23 protein-coding genes are annotated in these 19,736 nt (G+C 40.6%); all 23 read left to right on the forward strand.

The features are described from left to right. The first annotated feature begins 194 nt into the window (after window positions 1–194). The gene (gene cdaA, locus AMR95_RS00095) at window positions 195–1,016 is read left to right on the forward strand and encodes a diadenylate cyclase CdaA (protein WP_008344027.1); all 822 of its coding nucleotides are present in this window, start codon (window positions 195–197) and stop codon (window positions 1,014–1,016) included. Then, complete coding sequence (locus AMR95_RS00100) at window positions 1,009–2,445, forward strand: CdaR family protein (protein ID WP_058837199.1); 1,437 nt, start codon at window positions 1,009–1,011, stop codon at window positions 2,443–2,445. Before cdaA ends, AMR95_RS00100 begins: the two co-directional genes overlap by 8 nt. A gap of 23 nt (window positions 2,446–2,468) precedes the next feature. Next, window positions 2,469–3,815: a phosphoglucosamine mutase gene (gene glmM / locus AMR95_RS00105; RefSeq protein ID WP_058837200.1), complete on the forward strand. Its 1,347-nt coding sequence runs from the start codon at window positions 2,469–2,471 to the stop codon at window positions 3,813–3,815. Window positions 3,816–4,392: 577 nt separating this feature from the next. After that, the gene (gene glmS, locus AMR95_RS00110) at window positions 4,393–6,195 is read left to right on the forward strand and encodes a glutamine--fructose-6-phosphate transaminase (isomerizing) (protein WP_003216893.1); all 1,803 of its coding nucleotides are present in this window, start codon (window positions 4,393–4,395) and stop codon (window positions 6,193–6,195) included. A 545-nt stretch (window positions 6,196–6,740) separates the two neighbouring features. Beyond that, entirely contained in the window at window positions 6,741–7,097 is a 357-nt protein-coding gene (locus AMR95_RS00115) for a DUF2200 domain-containing protein (protein WP_058837201.1), read from the forward strand. A gap of 162 nt (window positions 7,098–7,259) precedes the next feature. Next, window positions 7,260–7,451 (forward strand): PLD nuclease N-terminal domain-containing protein, encoded by a 192-nt coding sequence (locus tag AMR95_RS00120; protein WP_039176060.1) that lies wholly within the window; start codon window positions 7,260–7,262, stop codon window positions 7,449–7,451. Window positions 7,452–7,471: 20 nt separating this feature from the next. Beyond that, on the forward strand, window positions 7,472–8,383 hold the full coding sequence (locus tag AMR95_RS00125) for an ABC transporter ATP-binding protein (protein ID WP_058837202.1): 912 nt from the start codon (window positions 7,472–7,474) through the stop codon (window positions 8,381–8,383). Further along, the gene (locus AMR95_RS00130; protein WP_058837203.1) at window positions 8,380–9,144 is read left to right on the forward strand and encodes an ABC transporter permease; all 765 of its coding nucleotides are present in this window, start codon (window positions 8,380–8,382) and stop codon (window positions 9,142–9,144) included. Before AMR95_RS00125 ends, AMR95_RS00130 begins: the two co-directional genes overlap by 4 nt. Window positions 9,145–9,258: 114 nt before the next feature. Next, entirely contained in the window at window positions 9,259–9,660 is a 402-nt protein-coding gene (locus AMR95_RS00135; protein ID WP_058837204.1) for a RidA family protein, read from the forward strand. Window positions 9,661–9,858: 198 nt separating this feature from the next. Continuing rightward, entirely contained in the window at window positions 9,859–10,581 is a 723-nt protein-coding gene (locus AMR95_RS00140; protein ID WP_058837205.1) for an ABC transporter ATP-binding protein, read from the forward strand. Beyond that, window positions 10,574–11,995, forward strand: coding sequence for a sporulation killing factor system integral membrane protein (gene skfF, locus AMR95_RS00145; RefSeq protein WP_058837206.1), 1,422 nt, complete (start codon window positions 10,574–10,576; stop codon window positions 11,993–11,995). The genes AMR95_RS00140 and skfF overlap by 8 nt, the downstream gene beginning before the upstream one ends. Window positions 11,996–12,014: 19 nt before the next feature. Continuing rightward, window positions 12,015–12,530, forward strand: coding sequence for a HEAT repeat domain-containing protein (locus AMR95_RS00150; RefSeq protein ID WP_058837207.1), 516 nt, complete (start codon window positions 12,015–12,017; stop codon window positions 12,528–12,530). After that, entirely contained in the window at window positions 12,530–12,955 is a 426-nt protein-coding gene (locus AMR95_RS00155; protein WP_058837208.1) for a TlpA family protein disulfide reductase, read from the forward strand. Before AMR95_RS00150 ends, AMR95_RS00155 begins: the two co-directional genes overlap by 1 nt. A gap of 15 nt (window positions 12,956–12,970) precedes the next feature. Beyond that, window positions 12,971–13,171, forward strand: coding sequence for a hypothetical protein (locus tag AMR95_RS00160; RefSeq protein ID WP_058837209.1), 201 nt, complete (start codon window positions 12,971–12,973; stop codon window positions 13,169–13,171). Between the two features lie 140 nt (window positions 13,172–13,311). Then, a complete protein-coding gene (locus AMR95_RS00165; protein ID WP_058837210.1) occupies window positions 13,312–14,439 on the forward strand; it encodes a DUF418 domain-containing protein in 1,128 nt (375 codons plus the stop codon). Window positions 14,440–14,606: 167 nt separating this feature from the next. Next, window positions 14,607–14,978, forward strand: a complete 372-nt coding sequence (locus AMR95_RS00170; RefSeq protein ID WP_039176077.1) for a GntR family transcriptional regulator — start codon at window positions 14,607–14,609, stop codon at window positions 14,976–14,978. Window positions 14,979–14,983: 5 nt separating this feature from the next. Beyond that, window positions 14,984–15,859, forward strand: coding sequence for an ABC transporter ATP-binding protein (locus tag AMR95_RS00175; RefSeq protein ID WP_039176080.1), 876 nt, complete (start codon window positions 14,984–14,986; stop codon window positions 15,857–15,859). Further along, complete coding sequence (locus tag AMR95_RS00180; protein WP_058837211.1) at window positions 15,843–16,448, forward strand: ABC-2 transporter permease; 606 nt, start codon at window positions 15,843–15,845, stop codon at window positions 16,446–16,448. The genes AMR95_RS00175 and AMR95_RS00180 overlap by 17 nt, the downstream gene beginning before the upstream one ends. Window positions 16,449–16,636: 188 nt before the next feature. After that, a complete protein-coding gene (locus AMR95_RS00185; protein ID WP_039176085.1) occupies window positions 16,637–16,852 on the forward strand; it encodes a helix-turn-helix transcriptional regulator in 216 nt (71 codons plus the stop codon). Further along, window positions 16,849–17,148, forward strand: coding sequence for a hypothetical protein (locus AMR95_RS00190; RefSeq protein ID WP_039176087.1), 300 nt, complete (start codon window positions 16,849–16,851; stop codon window positions 17,146–17,148). The genes AMR95_RS00185 and AMR95_RS00190 overlap by 4 nt, the downstream gene beginning before the upstream one ends. Before the next feature lie 54 nt (window positions 17,149–17,202). After that, window positions 17,203–18,147, forward strand: coding sequence for an alpha/beta fold hydrolase (locus AMR95_RS00195; RefSeq protein ID WP_058837426.1), 945 nt, complete (start codon window positions 17,203–17,205; stop codon window positions 18,145–18,147). Window positions 18,148–18,343: 196 nt separating this feature from the next. Further along, window positions 18,344–18,976 carry a TetR/AcrR family transcriptional regulator gene (locus tag AMR95_RS00200; protein ID WP_082672188.1) on the forward strand — a complete coding sequence of 211 codons (633 nt, stop codon included), beginning with the start codon at window positions 18,344–18,346 and terminating at the stop codon, window positions 18,974–18,976. Between the two features lie 50 nt (window positions 18,977–19,026). After that, complete coding sequence (locus AMR95_RS00205) at window positions 19,027–19,710, forward strand: hypothetical protein (protein ID WP_058837213.1); 684 nt, start codon at window positions 19,027–19,029, stop codon at window positions 19,708–19,710. The last annotated feature ends 26 nt before the right edge of the window (window positions 19,711–19,736 follow it).

The following is a 19,736-nucleotide window of genomic DNA, read 5'->3' on the forward strand; positions in this document are numbered from 1 at the left end:
TCTAAGGGGGCTGCTCTTTTTCTATACATTGGTGGGATTCACGCATACTAGCAAGTCAGCCAGATATGGCAACTATTTTCCTTGCTGAAACAAAATGTGGTATAATAGCCACGCTATGTATTGATACATAGGCTCTTTTTATATTAAAAAATGCATCAAACGAAGAATAACTGAAAATTCTGGAGGACGAGGAAATGGCTTTAGGGGATATTCCTTTTTTGCAGTACCTCGGTAATGCTGTTGATATTCTCGTTGTTTGGTATGTGATATATAAATTAATGATGGTCATCCGCGGAACAAAAGCGGTTCAGCTTTTAAAGGGAATTGTGGTCATTGTTCTCGTCAGGATGGGAAGTGCGTATCTCGGTCTTAACACACTTCAATGGCTGATGGATCAAGCGATTACGTGGGGATTCCTTGCGATCATTATTATTTTTCAGCCAGAGCTAAGGAGAGCGCTTGAGCAGCTTGGGCGCGGCCGTTTCTTCTCAAGAAGCGGGACACCTGTAGAGGAACAGCAGCAGAAAACGATCGAGGCAATTACAAAAGCAATTAACTATATGGCGAAACGCAGAATCGGCGCGCTGCTGACAATTGAGCGCGATACCGGAATGAATGATTACATAGAGACAGGAATTCCTTTGAATGCAAAGGTGAGTTCAGAGCTGCTCATTAATATTTTCATTCCGAATACACCGCTTCATGACGGTGCTGTCATTATGAAGCGGGATGAGATTGCAGCTGCAGCTTGCTATTTACCGCTGTCAGAAAGCCCTTTTATCTCTAAGGAGCTTGGGACGCGTCATAGGGCGGCAGTCGGAATTAGTGAAGTGACAGACAGCTTAACTGTCATCGTTTCTGAGGAAACTGGCGGCATTTCTGTCGCAAGGAATGGTGATCTTCACCGAGAATTGACAGAAGAAGCGCTTGAAGAAATGCTGATTGCTGAATTTAGTAAGAACAGCAAAGATGCTTCCTCGACCAAATGGTATTGGAGGGGCAAGAAAAATGGATAAGATTTTGAATAATCGCTGGGCCGTTAAGCTTCTTGCATTGGTCTTCGCTTTATTGCTGTATGGTGCAGTCAATTCAGCGCAAGCGCCCACGCCGAAAAAAATCGGTGAATCCTTTTTCCCAACATCGACGACAGATGAAGCAACTTTAACCGACATTCCTGTTAAAGCGTATTATGATGATGAGAAATACGTTGTCACCGGTGTGCCGCAGACAGTCAATGTCACGATTAAAGGATCAACAAGTGCTGTGAAAACAGCAAGGCAAACAAAGAATTTTGAAATTTACGCAGACATGCAGAACTTATCGACAGGTACACATAAAGTGGAGCTGAAGGCAAGAGATGTATCGAAGGGGCTCACACTATCGATTAATCCATCTGTGACGACTGTGACGATACAAGAAAAAACGACAGCTGAATTTCCTGTTGAAACCGAATTTTATAATCAAAATAAAATCAAAGACGGCTATTCACCTGAACAGCCTATTGTGAATCCGAAAAAGGTCACAGTCACTGGATCAAAGGACGTCATTGACAAAATTTCTGTCATTAAAGCGTTTGTAAACTTAGAGGATGTCGATCAGCAAATTGAAAAAGAAGCGAAGCTCACTGTGTATGATAGCAGCGGGAATGAGCTGCCAGTCGAAGTAAGTCCGTCCGTGGTGGATATTACGGTTCCAATCTCGAGTCCGAGCAAAAAGGTTCCGTTTAAACTTGAGCGGACGGGCAGCTTGCCAGAAGGGATCAGCATCTCAAGCATTGAGACAAGCCCGAGTGAGGTCACAGTGTACGGCTCTCAAAAGGCACTGGATGCACTTGATTTTATTGATGGCGTCAAGCTGGACCTAAGTAAGATCAAAGATGATACGGAGATTGATGCCGATATTCCGCTGCCAGATGGTGTGAAAAAGGTATCACCCGAAACTGTTAAGATCAAAGTGAAGGTTGCAACAGCTGAAGAAAAAAAGATCGATAATGTACCGATTTCTGTCGTGGGTTTGAGCAAGGATCTCACATCTGATTTTGTGAGCCCATCTTCTGGACGGATCACGTTAACAGCAAAGGGATCAAAGAGTGCGATTGATAAACTAAAGGCTTCAGATGTTGAAGCCTATATCAATGCAGGGGACTTGAACGAAGGAACCCATGAGGTCAAAGTTCAAGTGAACGGTCCTCAAAATGTGACATGGACATTATCAAGATCAAAGGTCAAAGTGAAACTCACTTCTACTGATACAGAGGATCAGCCGGCGTCGACGAATGATCGAAAGGATCAAAAAGATCAAAAAGATCAAAAAGATCAATCAACTGATGATGATGATCAGAGTGAGAAGAGTAAAGAAGAATCCACACAAGATAAAGCAAAGAAAGAATCAAGTCAAAGACAGCCGGTCAAAGAAGATAAAAAAGAGGACGAAGCGTCCTCTTGAATGGAAAAAGGAGCGATTGAAACATGGGCAAGTACTTTGGAACTGATGGTGTAAGGGGTGTAGCAAATAGCGAATTAACACCAGAGCTCGCATTTAAAGTTGGGAGATTTGGCGGCTATGTGCTCACAAAGGATAAAGAACGTCCAAAGGTACTCGTTGGACGAGACACACGTGTATCCGGTCATATGCTGGAAGGAGCACTCGTTGCCGGCTTACTTTCAATTGGAGCTGAAGTGATGCGTCTAGGTGTGATCTCAACACCTGGTGTGTCTTATTTAACGAAGGCAATGGATGCTGAAGCGGGTGTCATGATTTCTGCTTCACACAATCCAGTTCAAGACAACGGCATTAAATTCTTCGGCGGTGACGGCTTTAAGCTGTCAGATGAACAGGAGAATGAAATTGAGCAGCTGATGGATCAGCCAGTCGATCAATTGCCACGCCCGGTTGGAGCCGATCTTGGAACGGTCAATGACTATTTTGAAGGCGGTCAGAAATACTTGCAATTCTTGAAGCAGACAGCGGATGAGGATTTCACAGGTATTCACGTGGCGCTTGACTGTGCACACGGTGCAACCTCTTCTCTAGCGACACATTTATTTGCAGATTTAGATGCTGATGTGTCTACAATGGGAACATCACCAAATGGACTGAATATCAATGATGGTGTAGGCTCAACTCATCCAGAGGCACTTTCTGCATTTGTGAAGGAGAAGGGTGCAGATATTGGTCTTGCGTTTGATGGTGACGGTGACCGTTTAATTGCAGTCGATGAAAAAGGTGATATCGTAGACGGCGATCAAATTATGTACATATGTGCACGTTATTTGAAGGATGAAGGCCGATTAAAGGATGACACCGTCGTGTCAACGGTCATGAGCAACCTTGGTTTTTATAAAGCGCTTGAGAAGCAAGGCATTAAGAGCATTCAAACTGCTGTTGGTGACCGCTATGTGGTCGAAGCGATGAAAAATGATGGCTATAATGTCGGCGGTGAGCAATCAGGCCATTTGATTTTCCTTGATTACAATACGACAGGTGATGGCATGCTTTCTGCGATCATGCTTGTGAATACGCTCAAAGCGACAGGAAAAACATTATCAGAGCTTGCAGCGGAAATGGAAAAGTTCCCGCAGCTTTTAGTGAATGTGAAAGTGTCTGATAAATATAAAGTAGAAGAAAATGAAAAAGTAAAAGCAGTGATCCAAGAGGTCGAAAAAGAGATGAATGGTGACGGCCGTATCCTTGTTCGACCATCTGGAACAGAACCGCTTGTACGTGTCATGGCTGAGGCAAAAACAAAAGAGCTGTGTGATGAATATGTAGCTCGAATTACGGCTGTTGTGAAAGAAGAAATGGGTATTGAGTAATAGATGAAAGCAAATCGCTAGCAGCGGTTTGCTTTTTTTTTTGAATAAACGACATAATTGGATGGATCTGTACGAATCATATAAGTGAGGGCAACTTGAAGCTGCCTTCATACATAGGAGAGCACATCAAAGGTAGAACGTGACAAGCCTCATCGCATATAGTGTAGGGAGGTCTCACTTTCTCAAATGAAGGCAATCACCTGCTAAATTGTGATTGACGGAGGTCAGACCTTATAGTACAATCATCCTTGTGTTACTGGATTTTTATTCTATCAGGAAAGGCAGGGTAGATGTTCAGAAACTCTCTTATAATTATAGCGCCCGAACTAAGCGATCGGACGAAAGATGCTTAGTTGACGAGGATGGAGGTTATCGAATTTTCGGCGGATGCCTCCCGGCTGATCAAAAAAAGAGATCACAGCCGTAAGTGTTTCTTTAAACCAAAGAGGTGACTCTTTGTACAAAGGGAATACACATGATCTCCCAAAATAAACATGTAGAGAGGGACGAAGAAATGTCCCTTCTATTTTAGTAGGCTTTCTTTGTCCCTTTCACATGATCGGGAGGAAGAATATTTATGTGTGGAATCGTAGGTTATATTGGTCAGAATGATGCGAAGGAAATCTTATTAAAAGGTTTAGAGAAGCTTGAGTACCGCGGGTATGATTCAGCAGGTATCGCTGTGGCAAACGAAGAAGGCGTGCATGTGTTCAAAGAAAAAGGACGTATCGCTGAGCTTCGCGAAGTCGTTGATGCAAACGTGGCATCTTCAGCAGGAATTGGACATACACGCTGGGCAACTCACGGTGTACCAAGCCATCTAAATGCGCATCCGCATCAAAGTGCTTCTGGCCGTTTTACGCTTGTTCATAACGGTGTCATTGAGAACTATGTACAATTGACACGCGAATATTTACAAGACGTCACACTAAAAAGCGACACAGATACAGAGGTTGTTGTTCAAGTCATCGAACAATTTGTCAGCAGAGGTCTTGATACAGAGGAAGCTTTCCGTCAAACGCTTCTTCAACTAAAAGGCTCTTACGCAATTGCCCTTTTCGATAACGAAAACAAAGAAACAATCTATGTGGCGAAAAACAAAAGCCCATTATTGGTTGGTTTCGGCGAAGATTTCAACGTTGTGGCTTCTGACGCAATGGCGATGCTTCAAGTAACAAACGAATATGCGGAATTAATGGATAAAGAAATGGTCATTGTCACAAAAGACGAGGTTATTATTAAAAACCTTGACGGTGATATCATGACACGTCCTTCTTATATCGCTGAGCTTGATGCAAGCGACATTGAGAAAGGCACATATCCTCACTACATGTTAAAAGAAACGGATGAACAGCCGCTTGTTATGCGTAAAATCATCCAAGAATATCAAGACGAAAACGGCAAGTTGTCAGTCGCTGGCGATATCGCCAGCGCAGTAGCAGAAGCAGACCGCATCTACATCGTGGCTTGCGGAACAAGCTACCATGCTGGACTTGTCGGTAAACAATACATTGAAGACTGGGCGAAAGTACCTGTAGAAGTCCATGTAGCTAGTGAATTCTCTTACAACATGCCGCTTCTATCGAAAAAACCGTTGTTCATCTTCCTTTCTCAATCTGGGGAGACTGCGGACAGCCGTGCTGTACTTGTTCAAGTTAAAGAGCTTGGTCATAAAGCATTAACGATCACAAACGTACCAGGATCTACGCTTTCTCGTGAAGCGGACTTCACATTGCTTCTTCATGCAGGGCCAGAAATTGCAGTGGCTTCAACAAAAGCCTACACAGCACAAATCGCTGTACTTGCAATCCTTGCATCCGTTGCAGCTGAATTAAACGGTCAATCTCTTGACTTTGATCTTGTGAAAGAGCTTGGTATTGTAGCAAACGCAATGGAAGCCCTTGTCGATCAAAAGGATGAAATGGAACAAATCGCTCGTGACTTCTTCACAGTGACCCGTAACGCATTCTTTATCGGAAGAGGACTTGACTACTATGTGTGCCTTGAAGGTTCACTAAAACTAAAAGAGATCTCTTACATCCAAGCAGAAGGCTTTGCTGGCGGAGAACTCAAACACGGCACAATTGCTTTAATTGAAGAAGGCACACCGGTCATTGCCCTTGCAACACAAGAGCACGTGAACCTCAGCATTCGCGGTAACGTCAAAGAAGTCGTTGCACGCGGAGCAAACCCATGTGTCATCTCACTAAAAGGCCTAGAAGACGAAGGCGACCGTTTCGTCCTTCCAGCTGTACACCCAGCACTTGCACCACTTGCATCTGTTGTTCCATTACAGCTAATCGCTTACTACGCAGCCCTTCACCGCGGGTGTGATGTGGATAAACCACGTAACCTTGCGAAGAGTGTGACGGTGGAGTAGGGATTAAATAAAATCGGATTTTTGATACCCCTTTAGATATCGTTTTCTAAAGGGGTATTTTTATGTTAAAAGAACTAGTATTATAAAGATTTAAGCTGAACTTTGATTAATGGACAATATCTCCACTTGCTGTCATCATAAATATAGATACGTATTTTAAGGGGGAAATATTATTTTTATTCGATACGTAAAAAAAGAAAAATGGGGAATTGTTTTTTCATAATTGGTTATATTGCATTGTTTATCATTTCTTATTGTTTAATTGGTGGTCCTGTCTCAAGTGGAGGACCAATAGGTGTATTCCTTGGATTTTGTATTGTTCAATTTCTTAAATATAGAGTTTTCAAAAAAGATGAAAGAAATAATAAAGGCATATATCATCGTTTATAAGTTGTATTTTATAGCACATTTTCATTTAGATGGACATGTATACTAAGTGCATTAAATAGAGAGGTTTGAACATAAAAAAAATAGGCATAATGAGAGAGCGGCCCCTTGAGAAAGCATTACAAGTTAAATATTTAACGAAGAAAGAGAGCAGACACATGACCAAACATAAAGTTTACACAATGAGCTTTGCAAAAGTCTATCCTCTCTATATCGCAAAGGCAGAGAGAAAGGGACGAACGAAGGCCGAAGTCGATACGATTATTTGTTGGTTAACAGGGTACAGTCCAGAAAAGCTGCAGGAACAGATAGATAAACAGATAGACATTGAAACCTTTTTTGCTGAGGCTCCTGAGCTTCATCCTTCCCGCAGTTTAATCAAAGGCGTCATTTGTGGTGTTCGAGTAGAGGACATTGAGGAAGAAACTATGAAAAACATTCGGTATATGGACAAGCTGATTGATGAGTTAGCGAAAGGAAAGAAGATGGAAAAGATTTTGCGAGGTTCATCATGAGAATAACAAGCAAGCCCAGTGAACTAACCTTCACTGGGCTTTTTTATATCTTGTAGATCATTCGATCAATAAAAATAAAATCCATTTGAACGAATTCACTCTTCAGGTCGTCAAAAGAAGTAATACCAAAACAAATTGGCGTCTGAAAAGGGAGTGGCGTGGATGGATATGAAGATGATATTACCTCTTATTTTGCTGCAAGCGATTTTGATGGTGATTGGTTTGTTTGATTTGCTTAAAAGAGATCCATCGAGGATCAGAGGAGAAGTGAAGTGGGTTTGGGCTTTGGTGATTGTGTTTGTGGCGAGTGCCGGTCCTATTGTGTATTTCATTTTTGGTCGTAAACAATCTTAATAGGGGGGATTCGCTTAAATATGCTGGAGTGTCACGGGCTGACGAAATCGTATGGCCCGAATGAAGTTTTAAAAAATGTTTCGTTTTCTGTTGAGGAGGTTGGATGTGTTGGCTTTTTAGGAGCCAATGGAGCGGGCAAGACAACGACGATCCGGATTTTGACGGGGCTTGCTCGTCCTACTTCTGGAGTCGTGAAGGTGGCTGGTTTGGATGTCACAAAGGACATGGATCAAATCAGTCATGTGATTGGGTATTGTCCACAGCATCCTGCATTTTATCAGGATATGACGGGGCAGGAGTGGATGCATTGGGTTAGCGGGTTATTTCATTTAGAGAAAAACATCATTCGCTCCAAAACAGAGGAGCTGTTGAAGCTTTGTGGTGTGTATGAGGCGAAGGATCGTGCCATTGGCAGCTATAGTGGAGGGATGAAGCAAAGGCTTGCCATTGCGCAGGCACTGATCAACAGCCCGAAGGTTCTGATCTTAGATGAGCCTGTGTCCGCACTTGATCCAATGGGAAGAAAAGACGTCTTGACGTTGATTGAGTGTCTAAAGCATGAAATACTGATCTTTATGTCGACCCATATTTTAGATGACATTGAACGAGTGGCGGATCATATTATCATGATCAACAGCGGCAAAATTGAGATGTCCTCTTCGATAAAACAAATCAAAGAAGACTATATTCAGCCAGTGATTGAATTTCAATTAGAACAACAGAATACGACATTAGTGGCTTTGCTAAAAGAGCGGCATTGGGTGGAGGAATGCATTGAGACAGAAAACGCTTATCAGGTGCGAGTCAAAGATCAACAAACGGCATTGAAGGAGCTGCCTCGTCTCATCATTGAATCTGGCAGTGTTCTCCTCCATTATCGACTATCTAAGCTGACGCTTGAAGATGTTTTCATGAAGGTTGTGAATGCATGATGATGTTGAAAAAGGAATTTAGGGAGTTATTCACTAGCTATAAAATCTTATTTGTTCCTATTATTTTTACGATTTTAATGATCACACAGCCTATTACGCTTAAAATGCTTCCGGATCTTCTATCGAAATCAGCTAATTTACCTGAAGGGTCAACATTTTATATACCAGAGCCAAGTGCAGGAGAGGCTTTGGCGAGTGCATTGAGTAAATTTGATTCGCTAGGTGTGTTTATCCTGATTATGATCGTGATGGGGACGATCGCTGGAGAGCGTGCCTCTGGAGTGACCGCGATGATTATGGTGAAACCGATCAGTCGAACGAGTTACTATGTCTCGAAAATATGTGCCTATGCCTGTTTGACTTTGTTTAGTTTGGTGGTGGCAGTGCTTGCCTCTGTTTATTATGTGGACATTCAATTTGGGCATGTGGATTGGATGAATGTGTTAAAAGGAACACTTCTTTATTATCCAAATTTATTGCTGATTGTGGTATCGACCATTTGTGCTTCGGCGTTCTTTCAACGTTCTGTCACAGCTGGCGGTGTGTCGCTTTTGATCAACCTTATTCTGTTTACCGTTCCTTCATTTTATGAAGAGACATTAGGGAAGTTTGCGCCTAAAGGCGTGACAAGTGCAGCCGAAGAGATGATTCATAAGGGGACTTATTCGGATCAGGCACTTACAAGTTTTCTAGGTGTATCGGTATTGATTGTTTTCTTTTTTCTTATCGGATGGTTTCTTTTTAGAAGACAAGAATTATAGCAGGCTGTTGCGATTGTTGCTTAAGTTTACTCTGAGCATAAAAATCTGAATACGGTTGAAAATTTGATATGATGATAAAAATTGACTGTATTTTCAGAAAAGGGGTTTTTATCAATGAGAACATTACGTAATCCTGAGACCATTCACCCGCCAGTTGCCCCATATACCCATCAAATAGAAACAACAGGACCACAGCGATGGTTAACCTTATCAGGTCAAGTTGGGATGGAGGCGGATGGAACAATTCCCGAGAGCCCGTTGGAGCAGCTAGAGCTAGCGTTAGAGAATGTGAAACGAAACGTAGAAGCGGCAGATATGGCCGTGGAAGATATAACGAAACTAGTATTTTATCTCGTAGGAGAGTTCGATGCTGAGAGCAGGAAACAAATCATGGGGCAGTTTTTGGGCGATCATCTGCCTTGTATGACGATGATTTATGTGGTGGCATTGGCTTCACCTGCTTTAAAGGTAGAGGTGGATGCTTGGGCGTGTCAGGAGATGGTTTTGGGTGAATAGATAAAAGATTGGGATGCTGCAACCCAATCTTTTTTATTTTTCCGTTGTATATAGAATAGATTACCTCATTTCTATTACCTTGTTATTCTTCATATGGTAATATTAGGGTTAATAATTAGTGGGTCTAATGACATTCGTTTTTGATTTTTAACACACCATAGATAAGCATACATCACTCTAATAAAAGGGAGAGATTTGATGCCATTCATGGAGGTTCAGAATGTAAGCAAACGATATAGAAATGGTGATGGGATAGAGGATCTGTCATTTTCCATCGAACCAGGGGAGGTTGTGGCGCTGCTTGGGCCTAATGGTGCCGGGAAGACGACAACGATTCGGTGTTTAACAGGTCTATATAAACCAGATGGAGGGGAAATTCTCATAGAGGGTTTCCCGCCTGGTCATTCCCATGTCCAAAAACAAGTAGCTCTTATTCCTGATCAGCCGTATTTGTATCCAGACTTAACGGCTGCTGAACATGTTCAATTCCGGGCACGTGGATATCATAAAGGCTTAAAACAGATCAAGGAAAAGGTACATGAAGCGTTGAAAGAAGTACATATGGAAAAGAAGATGAATGAACTGTGTGGAAGGCTTTCAAGAGGCCAAAAGCAGCGTGTCGTCTTAGCAGGAGCCATTGTTCAAGATGCTTCCCTTTTTATATTAGATGAACCGACTGTCGGGTTAGATATTCCATCAAAACAGTGGCTGTCGGATTGGCTGAGACAAAAAAGTAGTCAAGGTGGGTCGATCTTCGTGTCGACTCATAGTCTGGAGTTTGTCCTTGATACGGCTAGCAGGGTTGTATTGATTCGAGACGGTGCCATCATGAAGAGTATGGATGTTCCTCAATTAAAGGAAGAACAGGTTGAGTGGAGGGCAGAAGTTATTCAACTTTTGGGGGAGTGGTCAAGTGAATAACACACTCTCTCTTTTATGGATGAAATCTCAAAGGCGCTTGATCAGTAAAAATCAAGAAAAGAAAATGCCTTTTCTGATCTTACTTCTTTTCATAGCGGCAATTGGTTTTCAGCTAAGTGCAGTTTCAAGTATGGGTGATTGGAATATGGGTACAGCTGGATGGATCATTATCTGTTTGTTTGTTCTTTATACGGGGGTTGGTTTGTTTACGAACCGGCTGCCTAGCCAAATGAACGATATCATTTGGTTATATGGAAATGGCGTTTCTTTATGGACGGTTGTTATCAGTGTGTGGATGTATCACATTTTCTGGAGAGGGGCTCTTCTCATTTTCTCTGCTGTAGCTGCCGATCTACTCCTGTTTTTTATAACGCAGCAGTACCCGTTTCTGCTTGGCAAATCATTCATTCTGACAGGGCTGTTATGTTTGGTCGAAACTTGGATGATTGCGGTTTCTTGTGCTAGAACCATTCGAGTATACAAGCGTTTGCTCTTACTCGGTTTTGTCTTGATGTTTTTCACCTTTGCACTGCTTGTTTTGAATCAATTGGTGATGAAACAGCCTTCATTGATGAACATTGCTGATTCTTTGATGTTTCAAGCTGGACGTATGATCGAAGAGTTCTCCATTATTTCTGTCGTCATTTTTATTGGAGTGATGTTTCTATCTTTCATTATGATGTACAAGGCTAGTCATCGTTTAGAAATGAAGGAGTCTTTAGTCAAGGAGGCAGTATTTTGGGAGGAATTTGAGGGGAAACATATTCAATCAAGTCCAATCGTTCAAAAAAAGAGCAGGACATGGTGGGGACTTCCAGCATTAACGGGCGTTTGGGCTTTTCTTTGGATTGAATTATTGCTGATAAAAAAGTATATGATTTTCCATGTACTATCTACTATGCTGTTAATTGGTACTTACTATGTTGTCTTTACTTATTTTTCAGATTGGCTGAATCTATTCTTGATCGTCATCGCGGTATCTGTTCTTTTTAGTTCATATTATGCAGGGATTGTAAGACATGCGCAAACAGGAGCGCTTTACCTTTTTCCAGGCGTTTTATATCAAAAAATCATTCTGTTAGAGGTGTTTCAAACCTTTTGGCTGTATGCTTTCTACTTGATTTCTCTTTATTTGGTCGAGATTCAGGATGTTTTGTATTGGACCTTATTTGGTGGAGGAGTTTATATATGGTTTTTAGCCATACGGTTCTTTGCCTTTATGCAACCTTTTAGACGAGAAAGGAGTTTTGCTTTGACCGCCTATTATCGATCATTGGTATTTGCGTCTGTGATCAGTGCTATGGTCATAATTAGCATTCATCTCATCACTGATGGCTTGTTGACTACAATTGTATCCCTAGTGGCTGGAGCTGGATTTTATGTGCTTTGTTATCGATACCGTGCGGTTCATTAAAAAGAGGAGTTGATTGTAAATGAAACCAGAAAATAAGCTGTCTCAATCCGTTCAACAATTGGCCAATACAAATGAAGTAACGATCGTTCAAGCAATGGGGGAGTTGAGAAAATCAGGAAAAGATGCAGTGCCCGTGCTTGTTGAAGCTTTAAAAGAAAAGGGGTCTCTGCGAAATATTGCAGCAGCTGTACTGGGTGAATTTGGAGTGGATGCAGAGGATGCAGCTGAGTCCTTAGCTCATCTCTTAGAGAGTGACGAAGAGGAGACAAGAATGGCAGCTGCTATCTCACTCATGAGGATTGGCCAGTCCAGCTTGCCATTCCTTCTACCATTAGCGAAACGTTATGAGGGACCTACATGTTTTTGGGCATCATGGTGTATCTCTTGGATTGATCCATCAAAAATAGAAAAAAACATGTACGAGTGCTTAAAACAAGAACAAGAAAATCCTTCAGGAAACGTTGCGCCTTTTGCTGCAGAGGAAGCTTTAGGGAAAATTATCGCTTTTCAGCTAAAGGAAAAGGGTGATGAATAGTGGGAACGCAGAAACTCAACTGGCCCGAGCATCTTCCTTGGATTTACCCTTCAGATCAAAGGAGTGTACCTAAGGGACAGCATCAGCTTCTTTATTTTTGGTCAGTCAACTGTCCTCATTGTGAAGAATTAACCAATCCTATCCTACAACGTGTGAATGAGCTGGGTATTCATTTAACCTGTGTCCATGTTCCATATACAGAAGAGGAAAAATCGGCAGATGTTGTTTCAGAGTATGCAGAGGAAAAGAATATGACCGCTCCTATTGTATTGGATCAGGATTATGAGATTGTTGCAAAGTATAAGATTCAAGGATTACCTAGCTTTTGTCTCATAGATCAACAGGGGCAGTTAATAGATCGGAAAATGGGAGATACCGGCTGGGAAAGAATTTTGAAAAAGTTAGAAAAACATTCAATTGGATAAGTGGAGGAGAGAGTGTTGTTTCAATCAAACAAAGAATTAAAAAGAAACGTCATTTTTTTCGCAGGTGTTGGAGCGGTTTTGCTGATTTTAATAATGCTGAAAAGGTTGCCGATTTCTGCAGACTGGGAAATGGCGTTGATTTTATTCGGTTTGGGAATGTTGTTTTATTTGAAGCGAATGCTGCGGAAAGAAGAAAGTCATAATTATTCAGTATGATACCTAGAATGTATATTCTAGGTTTTTTTATTAAATTTACCTTAAAACACACCTTTTCACATGGGGATATGAACCAATTTTTTAAAAGTGTGGTAGGATAAATATGCTTTATCTTTATATTGTCCGAAGGAGCTGTCGAGTTGAAGGGATCTAGGGTTGAGTTTATTGATAGTTTACGTGGTTTTAGTTTATTAGGTATTTTGATCGTGAATATGCTTAATTTTCAATATGATTATGATTTTGAGAAAATGTTTGATTCGAGTTTTTGGGGGCAGGAATTCGGTGTATATGTGACGGAAATTTTGTTCCAGGGGTCTTTTTATCCGATCTTTTCCTTTTTGTTTGGGTATTCTTTTATCAAGCTGATTGAATCGACGAAGGCCAAGGGGCTAAATACGAATGCTATTGTCGTTCGCCGTGGTTTTGGTCTGATTGTGCTTGGAATGCTGCATTTAATCTTCATTTGGAGTGGCGACATTCTTCTCTATTATGGAGCTTGTACGTTTTTCCTAATGATGTTTATAAACAGCCGAATCAAAACAGTGTTTATATGGTCGGGTATTTTAGGTGCCTTATCTTTAGTGATTTATCCATCTCTAATGAATTTTATTTACGGAAATCCTGATTTATTAACGAATGTATATGGGACTGGTACATATGGCGATATTGTATTGAGCCGGATTACAATTGAAGATGATATGGTAATCGTCTCCATCATTATGGCAATTGTAACACTTACTATGACACCAATTTTAAGTCTTCTCTATGCTCCTATCATGATCGGTCCATTTGCACTGCTTGGCATGGCGATCGGGAAAAAAGGTCATTTGACAGAAGAAGATCGAGGCATGGCTTATCGTAAAGGCTGGATTTGGATGATTATCATCGGGCTTGCTTTAAAATGTGCGACGTTTATTGATGCTCCTTGGAGTGAAATGGTGTTGACGTTAGGAGCCTATGTCCTGACGATCGGTTATATTCAAGCCTTTATTGTTTTTTACTATTCAAAGGCTGCACAAGGGTTGAAACGTCTGTTTGCAGGGCTTGGCCGTTTATCTCTATCAAACTATTTGGCACAGTCGATTATTTGTACAACGATTTTCTATTCTTATGGACTTGGTCTATTTGGACAATTGGGGTCAATGTTTGGGCTGCTTCTTGCTGTCGGACTGTACACAGCACAGCTGTTCATCAGCTATCTCTATTTGAAAAAATGGAGAAGAGGTCCTGTGGAGTGGCTTATGGGAAAATGGGTATATTGGAAATAAAGCATTTTGTTAAAGAACCGTATGGCTTCAGGCTGTGCGGTTTTTATTTTAAAAAAATGAGGAGAACATTTTTTAAAATGGTTGAATATTCTTTTAGTGTGTATATAATGTATATATAGTGTATATACAATATTTTGTTCCAACTATCTGAAAAAAGAGGTTTTTATATGCAAATTACGATTTCAAACCATTCTAAGGAGCCCATCTATGAGCAAATTACGAATCAAATCAAATCGATGATTTTAACGGGTGAGCTTGCAGAAGGCGCAGCACTGCCGTCTATTCGAAAGCTGGCGAAGGATCTACAAATTAGCGTGATTACAACAAAGCGAGCGTATGAAGAGTTAGAGAAGGCGGGATTTATTTATTCAATTGTAGGCAAGGGATCATTTGTTGCGGAACAAAACGTAGAAGTGATGAGAGAGAAGAAATTGAAGGTGATCGAGGAACAGCTTGGAGCGGTTGTCACAAACGGGAAAGAATTAGGCTTATCTTTTGATGAATTGCAGCAGTTATTAAAGTTCTTATATGAGGAGTGAGATGAGTGGAGCATGTGATTGAATTCAAAGGAGTTTCGAAACGATTCAAGGATTTTTCAGTTCAGAATCTCGATTTACAAGTTAAGAAAGGATTTGTTACAGGGTTTATTGGAGAGAATGGAGCGGGTAAGTCGACCACCATTAAAATGATCATGAATTTGTTAAAACCCGATTCAGGTGACATCAAGGTTTTTGGATTGGATTATCATACTCATGAAAAAGAGATTAAGGAACGAATCGGCTTTGTTTACGATGCTAACGTTTTTTTCCCAGGATTGAATTTAAAGGACATCAAACGAATTGTAGCACCTGCCTATAAACGCTGGGATGACCGGCTTTTTGAGCAATATATTGAGCAGTTTGGTCTGCCGCTGAATAAAGCGATCAAAACATTCTCAAAAGGGATGCAGATGAAGGCGTCGCTTGCGATTGCGCTGTCGCATCATGCAGAGCTGATTATCATGGATGAACCAACTGCTGGTTTAGATCCGGTTTTTAGAAGAGAGCTGCTTAGCACGTTACAAGAATTGATGATTGATGGAAATCGGACGATCTTTTTCTCGACGCATGTGACGACTGATTTAGACCGTATTGCGGATTATATTGCGTTTATACAAAATGGAAGATTGGTGTTTCAACAGTCGATTCATGAAGTGGCAGAAAGTTATGCGCTTGTGAAAGGAAGCCTGGAGTTATTGGATCGAGACACAGAAAAGGCCTTTGTCCATATCCAGCGTACAGCAGCCGGGTTTGAAGCATTAACGGATCGGATTGATGAAGTAAAACTTATTTTTGGGGATGCTGTTGTGATTGAACCGGCGTCGCTTGAGGATATCATGTTTTATTTGAAAGGCGGGGTTGCGCATGTTTCATTTAATTAAGCGTGATGTGATTTTGCAAAAGAAGCAGTTACTTATTTTTATTCCGTTTATCTTATTTTTTATTTTCATGGATGTCCATCCAGTATTGACGTTTCTAGTTGCTAGTGTCTTCATTCCATTTAACACATATGCATATGATGAAAAGGCAGAAACGAATATTCTATTAAACTCCTTGCCCTATACACGTAAAGAAATTATCGCATCACGTTATCTTGGCGCCATTTTCTATATGAGTATTGCGATCGTGCTGACAAGTGCTGCATTATTTGTTTTTGGGAAGCTGTTTTCGCTGTCAGATATTGCGATTGGCAGCGGGTTGTTTTTATTGTTCGCGGCGTGTACGTTTCCATTGTTTTATATCTTAAAGCCCGGTTATATCACAACGGCAGTGATCATTGGCTTTATCGTATTATCTGCTATGGGACCGCCTGTTGTTCTCTATTTAGCAGAGCAATTTAGTGGGATCACTGATTTTATTATGAATTTGTCGATCCCTATTTTATATACGGGGTCAGCTGTGCTGATTATGCTTTTCTACCTGCTGTCTTGGGGGCTTTCTACTGCGATTTATCAGAGGAAAGTGTTTTAATTCAGATGATCATATCATTTATCGAGAATCATTCATTTTGAGGCAGGACTTTCAAAATGGATGATTCTTCTTTTTTTGAATCAAGGGAAATTGACATACATTTGAAAAAAGGTTATGATTACTTAACATAATGTTAATTATTTTTAACATTATGTTAAGTAAAGTATCCTTCAAGAAAGGAATCTGAAATGGAGATAAAAAATAGAATCAAGGTATTACGCGCTGAAAAAGACTGGACACAAAAGGATTTGGCAGAGAAGTTAGGTGTGACTCGTCAAACGGTGGCAGCGATTGAAAATGGTAAATATTCTTTGTCTTTAAAACTAGCATTTCAAATTGCTAGAACATTTGAAGTTGATTTGTATGATGTATTTCAAGAGGTCGACAAGGAGGAACAACAATGATGACGACGATCATTCTTTATTCTTTGATTATCCTTTCTGTTATAAGCACGGCCTTTCAATTTAAGAAAAGTCGTGAATATAAACATGATGAACGAGGTCAATTTATTTTAGCGAAAGCAGGAAGTTTTTCTATTATAGGTATTGCCATAGCCTATATATTGGTTGCTGTTATCCAAGCTTCGGTCCATCAATTCTCATCTCCAAGAGAATGGTTTTATATAGCGATTACGTTTATGTATGTATCAAGTGTTTGCGCAAATACAATCGGTATCATCTATTGTGAAAGGAAATATTAATTCATCGCTGGATGTAAGCTAGAGTTCTTCATCATGAAGGGAAGAGAAAAACCAATGAAAAAAATATTGAGAATCATGTTGATATCTATATGTACTCTTATCACGGTCATGGTTGTTTTTCTAGCTACTGTTTACTTTGTAAACCTCATTAGTAATGAAAGGGAGAAGGGGAAAATAGAAGATTATGGGCAAAAGGTTTTGGTGGACGGGAAGCAGATGAATGTGCTTATTCAAGGTGATGGGAAAGAAACGATTGTACTTCTCCCGGGCTATGGAACTGCTTCACCCGTGCTGGATTTTATGCCGCTAGTAAATGAATTATCACCATATTATAGAGTCGTAGTGATTGAACCATTTGGATATGGTTTAAGTGACGATACAGATAAAGTACGCACAAGTCAAAACATTGTAGATGAGATTCATGAATGTTTGCAGAAGCTCAACATTAAAAAGTATACGTTGATGGGGCATTCGATTTTTGGCATTTATGGACTAGAATATGTAAATCAATATGAAAAAGAAGTGAAAGCATTTGTTGGAATTGATAATAGTGTTCCGAAGCAGGAAACGGATGAATTGCCGGTTTCCAGCTTGCAGCTGCTTCATCAATCCGGTTTTTACAGATTGATAGTGAAAATGAATCCAGATCAACTGGTGATGCCTAACGTGGATGATCAAACGAAAGATCAGATTAAAATGCTGACCTTCCGAAATTTCTTGGATGAAAGCCAAGCTAGCGAGGCAGAAAACATCACGAATAATTTTAAAAACGCTCAACGCTTACATTTACCTAAGAATCTCCCCGTTGTTTTCTACCTAGCGAATGAAACGGAGGAAGAAACACCAAGCTGGAAACCAATGCATGAAGATCTTCTGAAAAATGTAGATCACGGAAAAGTTGTTACTTTCGAAGGCGGCCATTATTTGCATCATACGAAATCTAAGGAAATAGCAGCTGATTTTAGAGAATTTCTATCTATCAACGAGAGTCACCGATAGTGAGGGATTCTGGTGGGGCTTCGGCATTGCCGATGTTCAGTTTGAACTCGAGAAGACCGTGTGAGCGGTCTTTTTTTATTTTATATAAAGAACCGATATTGACAGTTTATCATGTAGTGGATTAAAATACATACCAACGGTCGGTATGTAAAAGGAGGCGTTTTAATTGGCCAGAAATAAATATCCAGAAAAGACGATTCAGCAAATTTTAGATGTGTCGACGAAGCTGTTTCAGGAAAAAGGATTCGAAAAGACAAGTTTGCAGGATATCATACATGAATTGAATATGTCTAAAGGGGCTATTTATCATCATTTCAAATCGAAGGAAGAAATATTACGTGCCGTGATGGAGAGGCAATTTCGCCATGCGACTGAGAAGCTTGAAGATTTGATTGAGCATACAGAGGCATCGCATGCGAAAGAGAAGCTGCAGCGTATTTTAGAGCAGCTGGTGGCAGATCCGCAATCTCATTCGATTGATGGGATCTTGGTTGATCAGATCAAAAACCCGCAATTTGTGGTGGAGGGAATGAAGGCAGGCGTAAATGAGGATGCGCTTAAAATCAAACAGCTGATTCTTGAAGGGATTGAGGATGGTTCGTTAACGACTGCTTTTCCTGGTGAAGTGGCAGAAGTGTTTATGCTTCTCGTGAATATATGGCTGAACCCAACACTATTTGCTCGTGATCAACAGGAAACTAGTCAGCGTTTGTTTTTTTTACAACAGATGATGAGAGGGCTTGGAGTGGATGTGGTGAGTGATCTATTCATTCAAAAGGTCACAGCGCATTATGCTGGGATTGGTGGATATGATCAGCCTGAAATCTAACTGGTCAAATAAGAGACAAAAAGAGAATTCATTTCATAGGAGGATGCCTTATGCTTCACTTCATAAAACTAGAGCTAAGAAAAAATCATATGAAAAATTACATTCAAGCTAGTATGATCGCAAGCATTGTACTGCTGGTGTTTATCTATTTTGCCGCATTTGCTGCACGGGTTGAACAGGAAATAGGTTTTCAGCAGTATCCGAATATCTATTTGTTGACCAGTATAGTATGGATGATCTTTTTTTCGATCGTCACAGCATGGATGTATTGTCGAGTAGTGGTGAATACATTGAAAGACTATGAAGCTCATTCACCAAGTTTGAAAGCATCACTCCTTCCGAGAATGGTCTGGATGCTGTGTTTTTCTACGATTGCTATGCTGTGTAGCATCATTCCTTCATTTGTTGTGTTTAGTGTTACTGAAACGTTCTTCCCTATTGTTCAGGATGCGCTGACTGCTGATGTGATGTTCAATGTGATCAAAACGTACCTAGTGTTTACTTGCTGTATCAATGGTATTGGCATGATTGCAATGAGAGTGGGATTAATGAAGAAATCTACCTTCATGACGATCATGACTGCGATTGTTCTATGTGCTGTTTTAGGAAACGTATGTATCGCAGTTGATGGAAATGATCAAATGAATGTCATTTTGTCAGGAGTCATGGTCGCAGCTGTTCTGATTGTAATGTTGGAATTGTGGGTCAGTATCACCCGGCTTCAAGCGAAATAAGCCACGATGAAAAAGGAGGGAGACAT

Origin of the sequence: Bacillus sp. G1(2015b), assembly GCF_001482475.1 — a bacterium.
GTDB classification, from domain to species: Bacteria; Bacillota; Bacilli; order Bacillales; family Bacillaceae; genus Bacillus; species Bacillus safensis.

What these genes read in the sequence shown, in the direction of transcription:
- cdaA (WP_008344027.1), top strand. Translation starts at nt 195, where the DNA reads ATGGCTTTAGGGGATATTCCTTTTTTGCAGTACCTCGGTAATGCTGTT.
- AMR95_RS00100 (WP_058837199.1), top strand. Translation starts at nt 1,009, where the DNA reads ATGGATAAGATTTTGAATAATCGCTGGGCCGTTAAGCTTCTTGCATTG.
- glmM (WP_058837200.1), top strand. Translation starts at nt 2,469, where the DNA reads ATGGGCAAGTACTTTGGAACTGATGGTGTAAGGGGTGTAGCAAATAGC.
- glmS (WP_003216893.1), top strand. Translation starts at nt 4,393, where the DNA reads ATGTGTGGAATCGTAGGTTATATTGGTCAGAATGATGCGAAGGAAATC.
- AMR95_RS00115 (WP_058837201.1), top strand. Translation starts at nt 6,741, where the DNA reads ATGACCAAACATAAAGTTTACACAATGAGCTTTGCAAAAGTCTATCCT.
- AMR95_RS00120 (WP_039176060.1), top strand. Translation starts at nt 7,260, where the DNA reads ATGGATATGAAGATGATATTACCTCTTATTTTGCTGCAAGCGATTTTG.
- AMR95_RS00125 (WP_058837202.1), top strand. Translation starts at nt 7,472, where the DNA reads ATGCTGGAGTGTCACGGGCTGACGAAATCGTATGGCCCGAATGAAGTT.
- AMR95_RS00130 (WP_058837203.1), top strand. Translation starts at nt 8,380, where the DNA reads ATGATGATGTTGAAAAAGGAATTTAGGGAGTTATTCACTAGCTATAAA.
- AMR95_RS00135 (WP_058837204.1), top strand. Translation starts at nt 9,259, where the DNA reads ATGAGAACATTACGTAATCCTGAGACCATTCACCCGCCAGTTGCCCCA.
- AMR95_RS00140 (WP_058837205.1), top strand. Translation starts at nt 9,859, where the DNA reads ATGCCATTCATGGAGGTTCAGAATGTAAGCAAACGATATAGAAATGGT.
- AMR95_RS00150 (WP_058837207.1), top strand. Translation starts at nt 12,015, where the DNA reads ATGAAACCAGAAAATAAGCTGTCTCAATCCGTTCAACAATTGGCCAAT.
- AMR95_RS00170 (WP_039176077.1), top strand. Translation starts at nt 14,607, where the DNA reads ATGCAAATTACGATTTCAAACCATTCTAAGGAGCCCATCTATGAGCAA.
- AMR95_RS00180 (WP_058837211.1), top strand. Translation starts at nt 15,843, where the DNA reads ATGTTTCATTTAATTAAGCGTGATGTGATTTTGCAAAAGAAGCAGTTA.
- AMR95_RS00185 (WP_039176085.1), top strand. Translation starts at nt 16,637, where the DNA reads ATGGAGATAAAAAATAGAATCAAGGTATTACGCGCTGAAAAAGACTGG.
- AMR95_RS00190 (WP_039176087.1), top strand. Translation starts at nt 16,849, where the DNA reads ATGATGACGACGATCATTCTTTATTCTTTGATTATCCTTTCTGTTATA.
- AMR95_RS00195 (WP_058837426.1), top strand. Translation starts at nt 17,203, where the DNA reads ATGAAAAAAATATTGAGAATCATGTTGATATCTATATGTACTCTTATC.
- AMR95_RS00205 (WP_058837213.1), top strand. Translation starts at nt 19,027, where the DNA reads ATGCTTCACTTCATAAAACTAGAGCTAAGAAAAAATCATATGAAAAAT.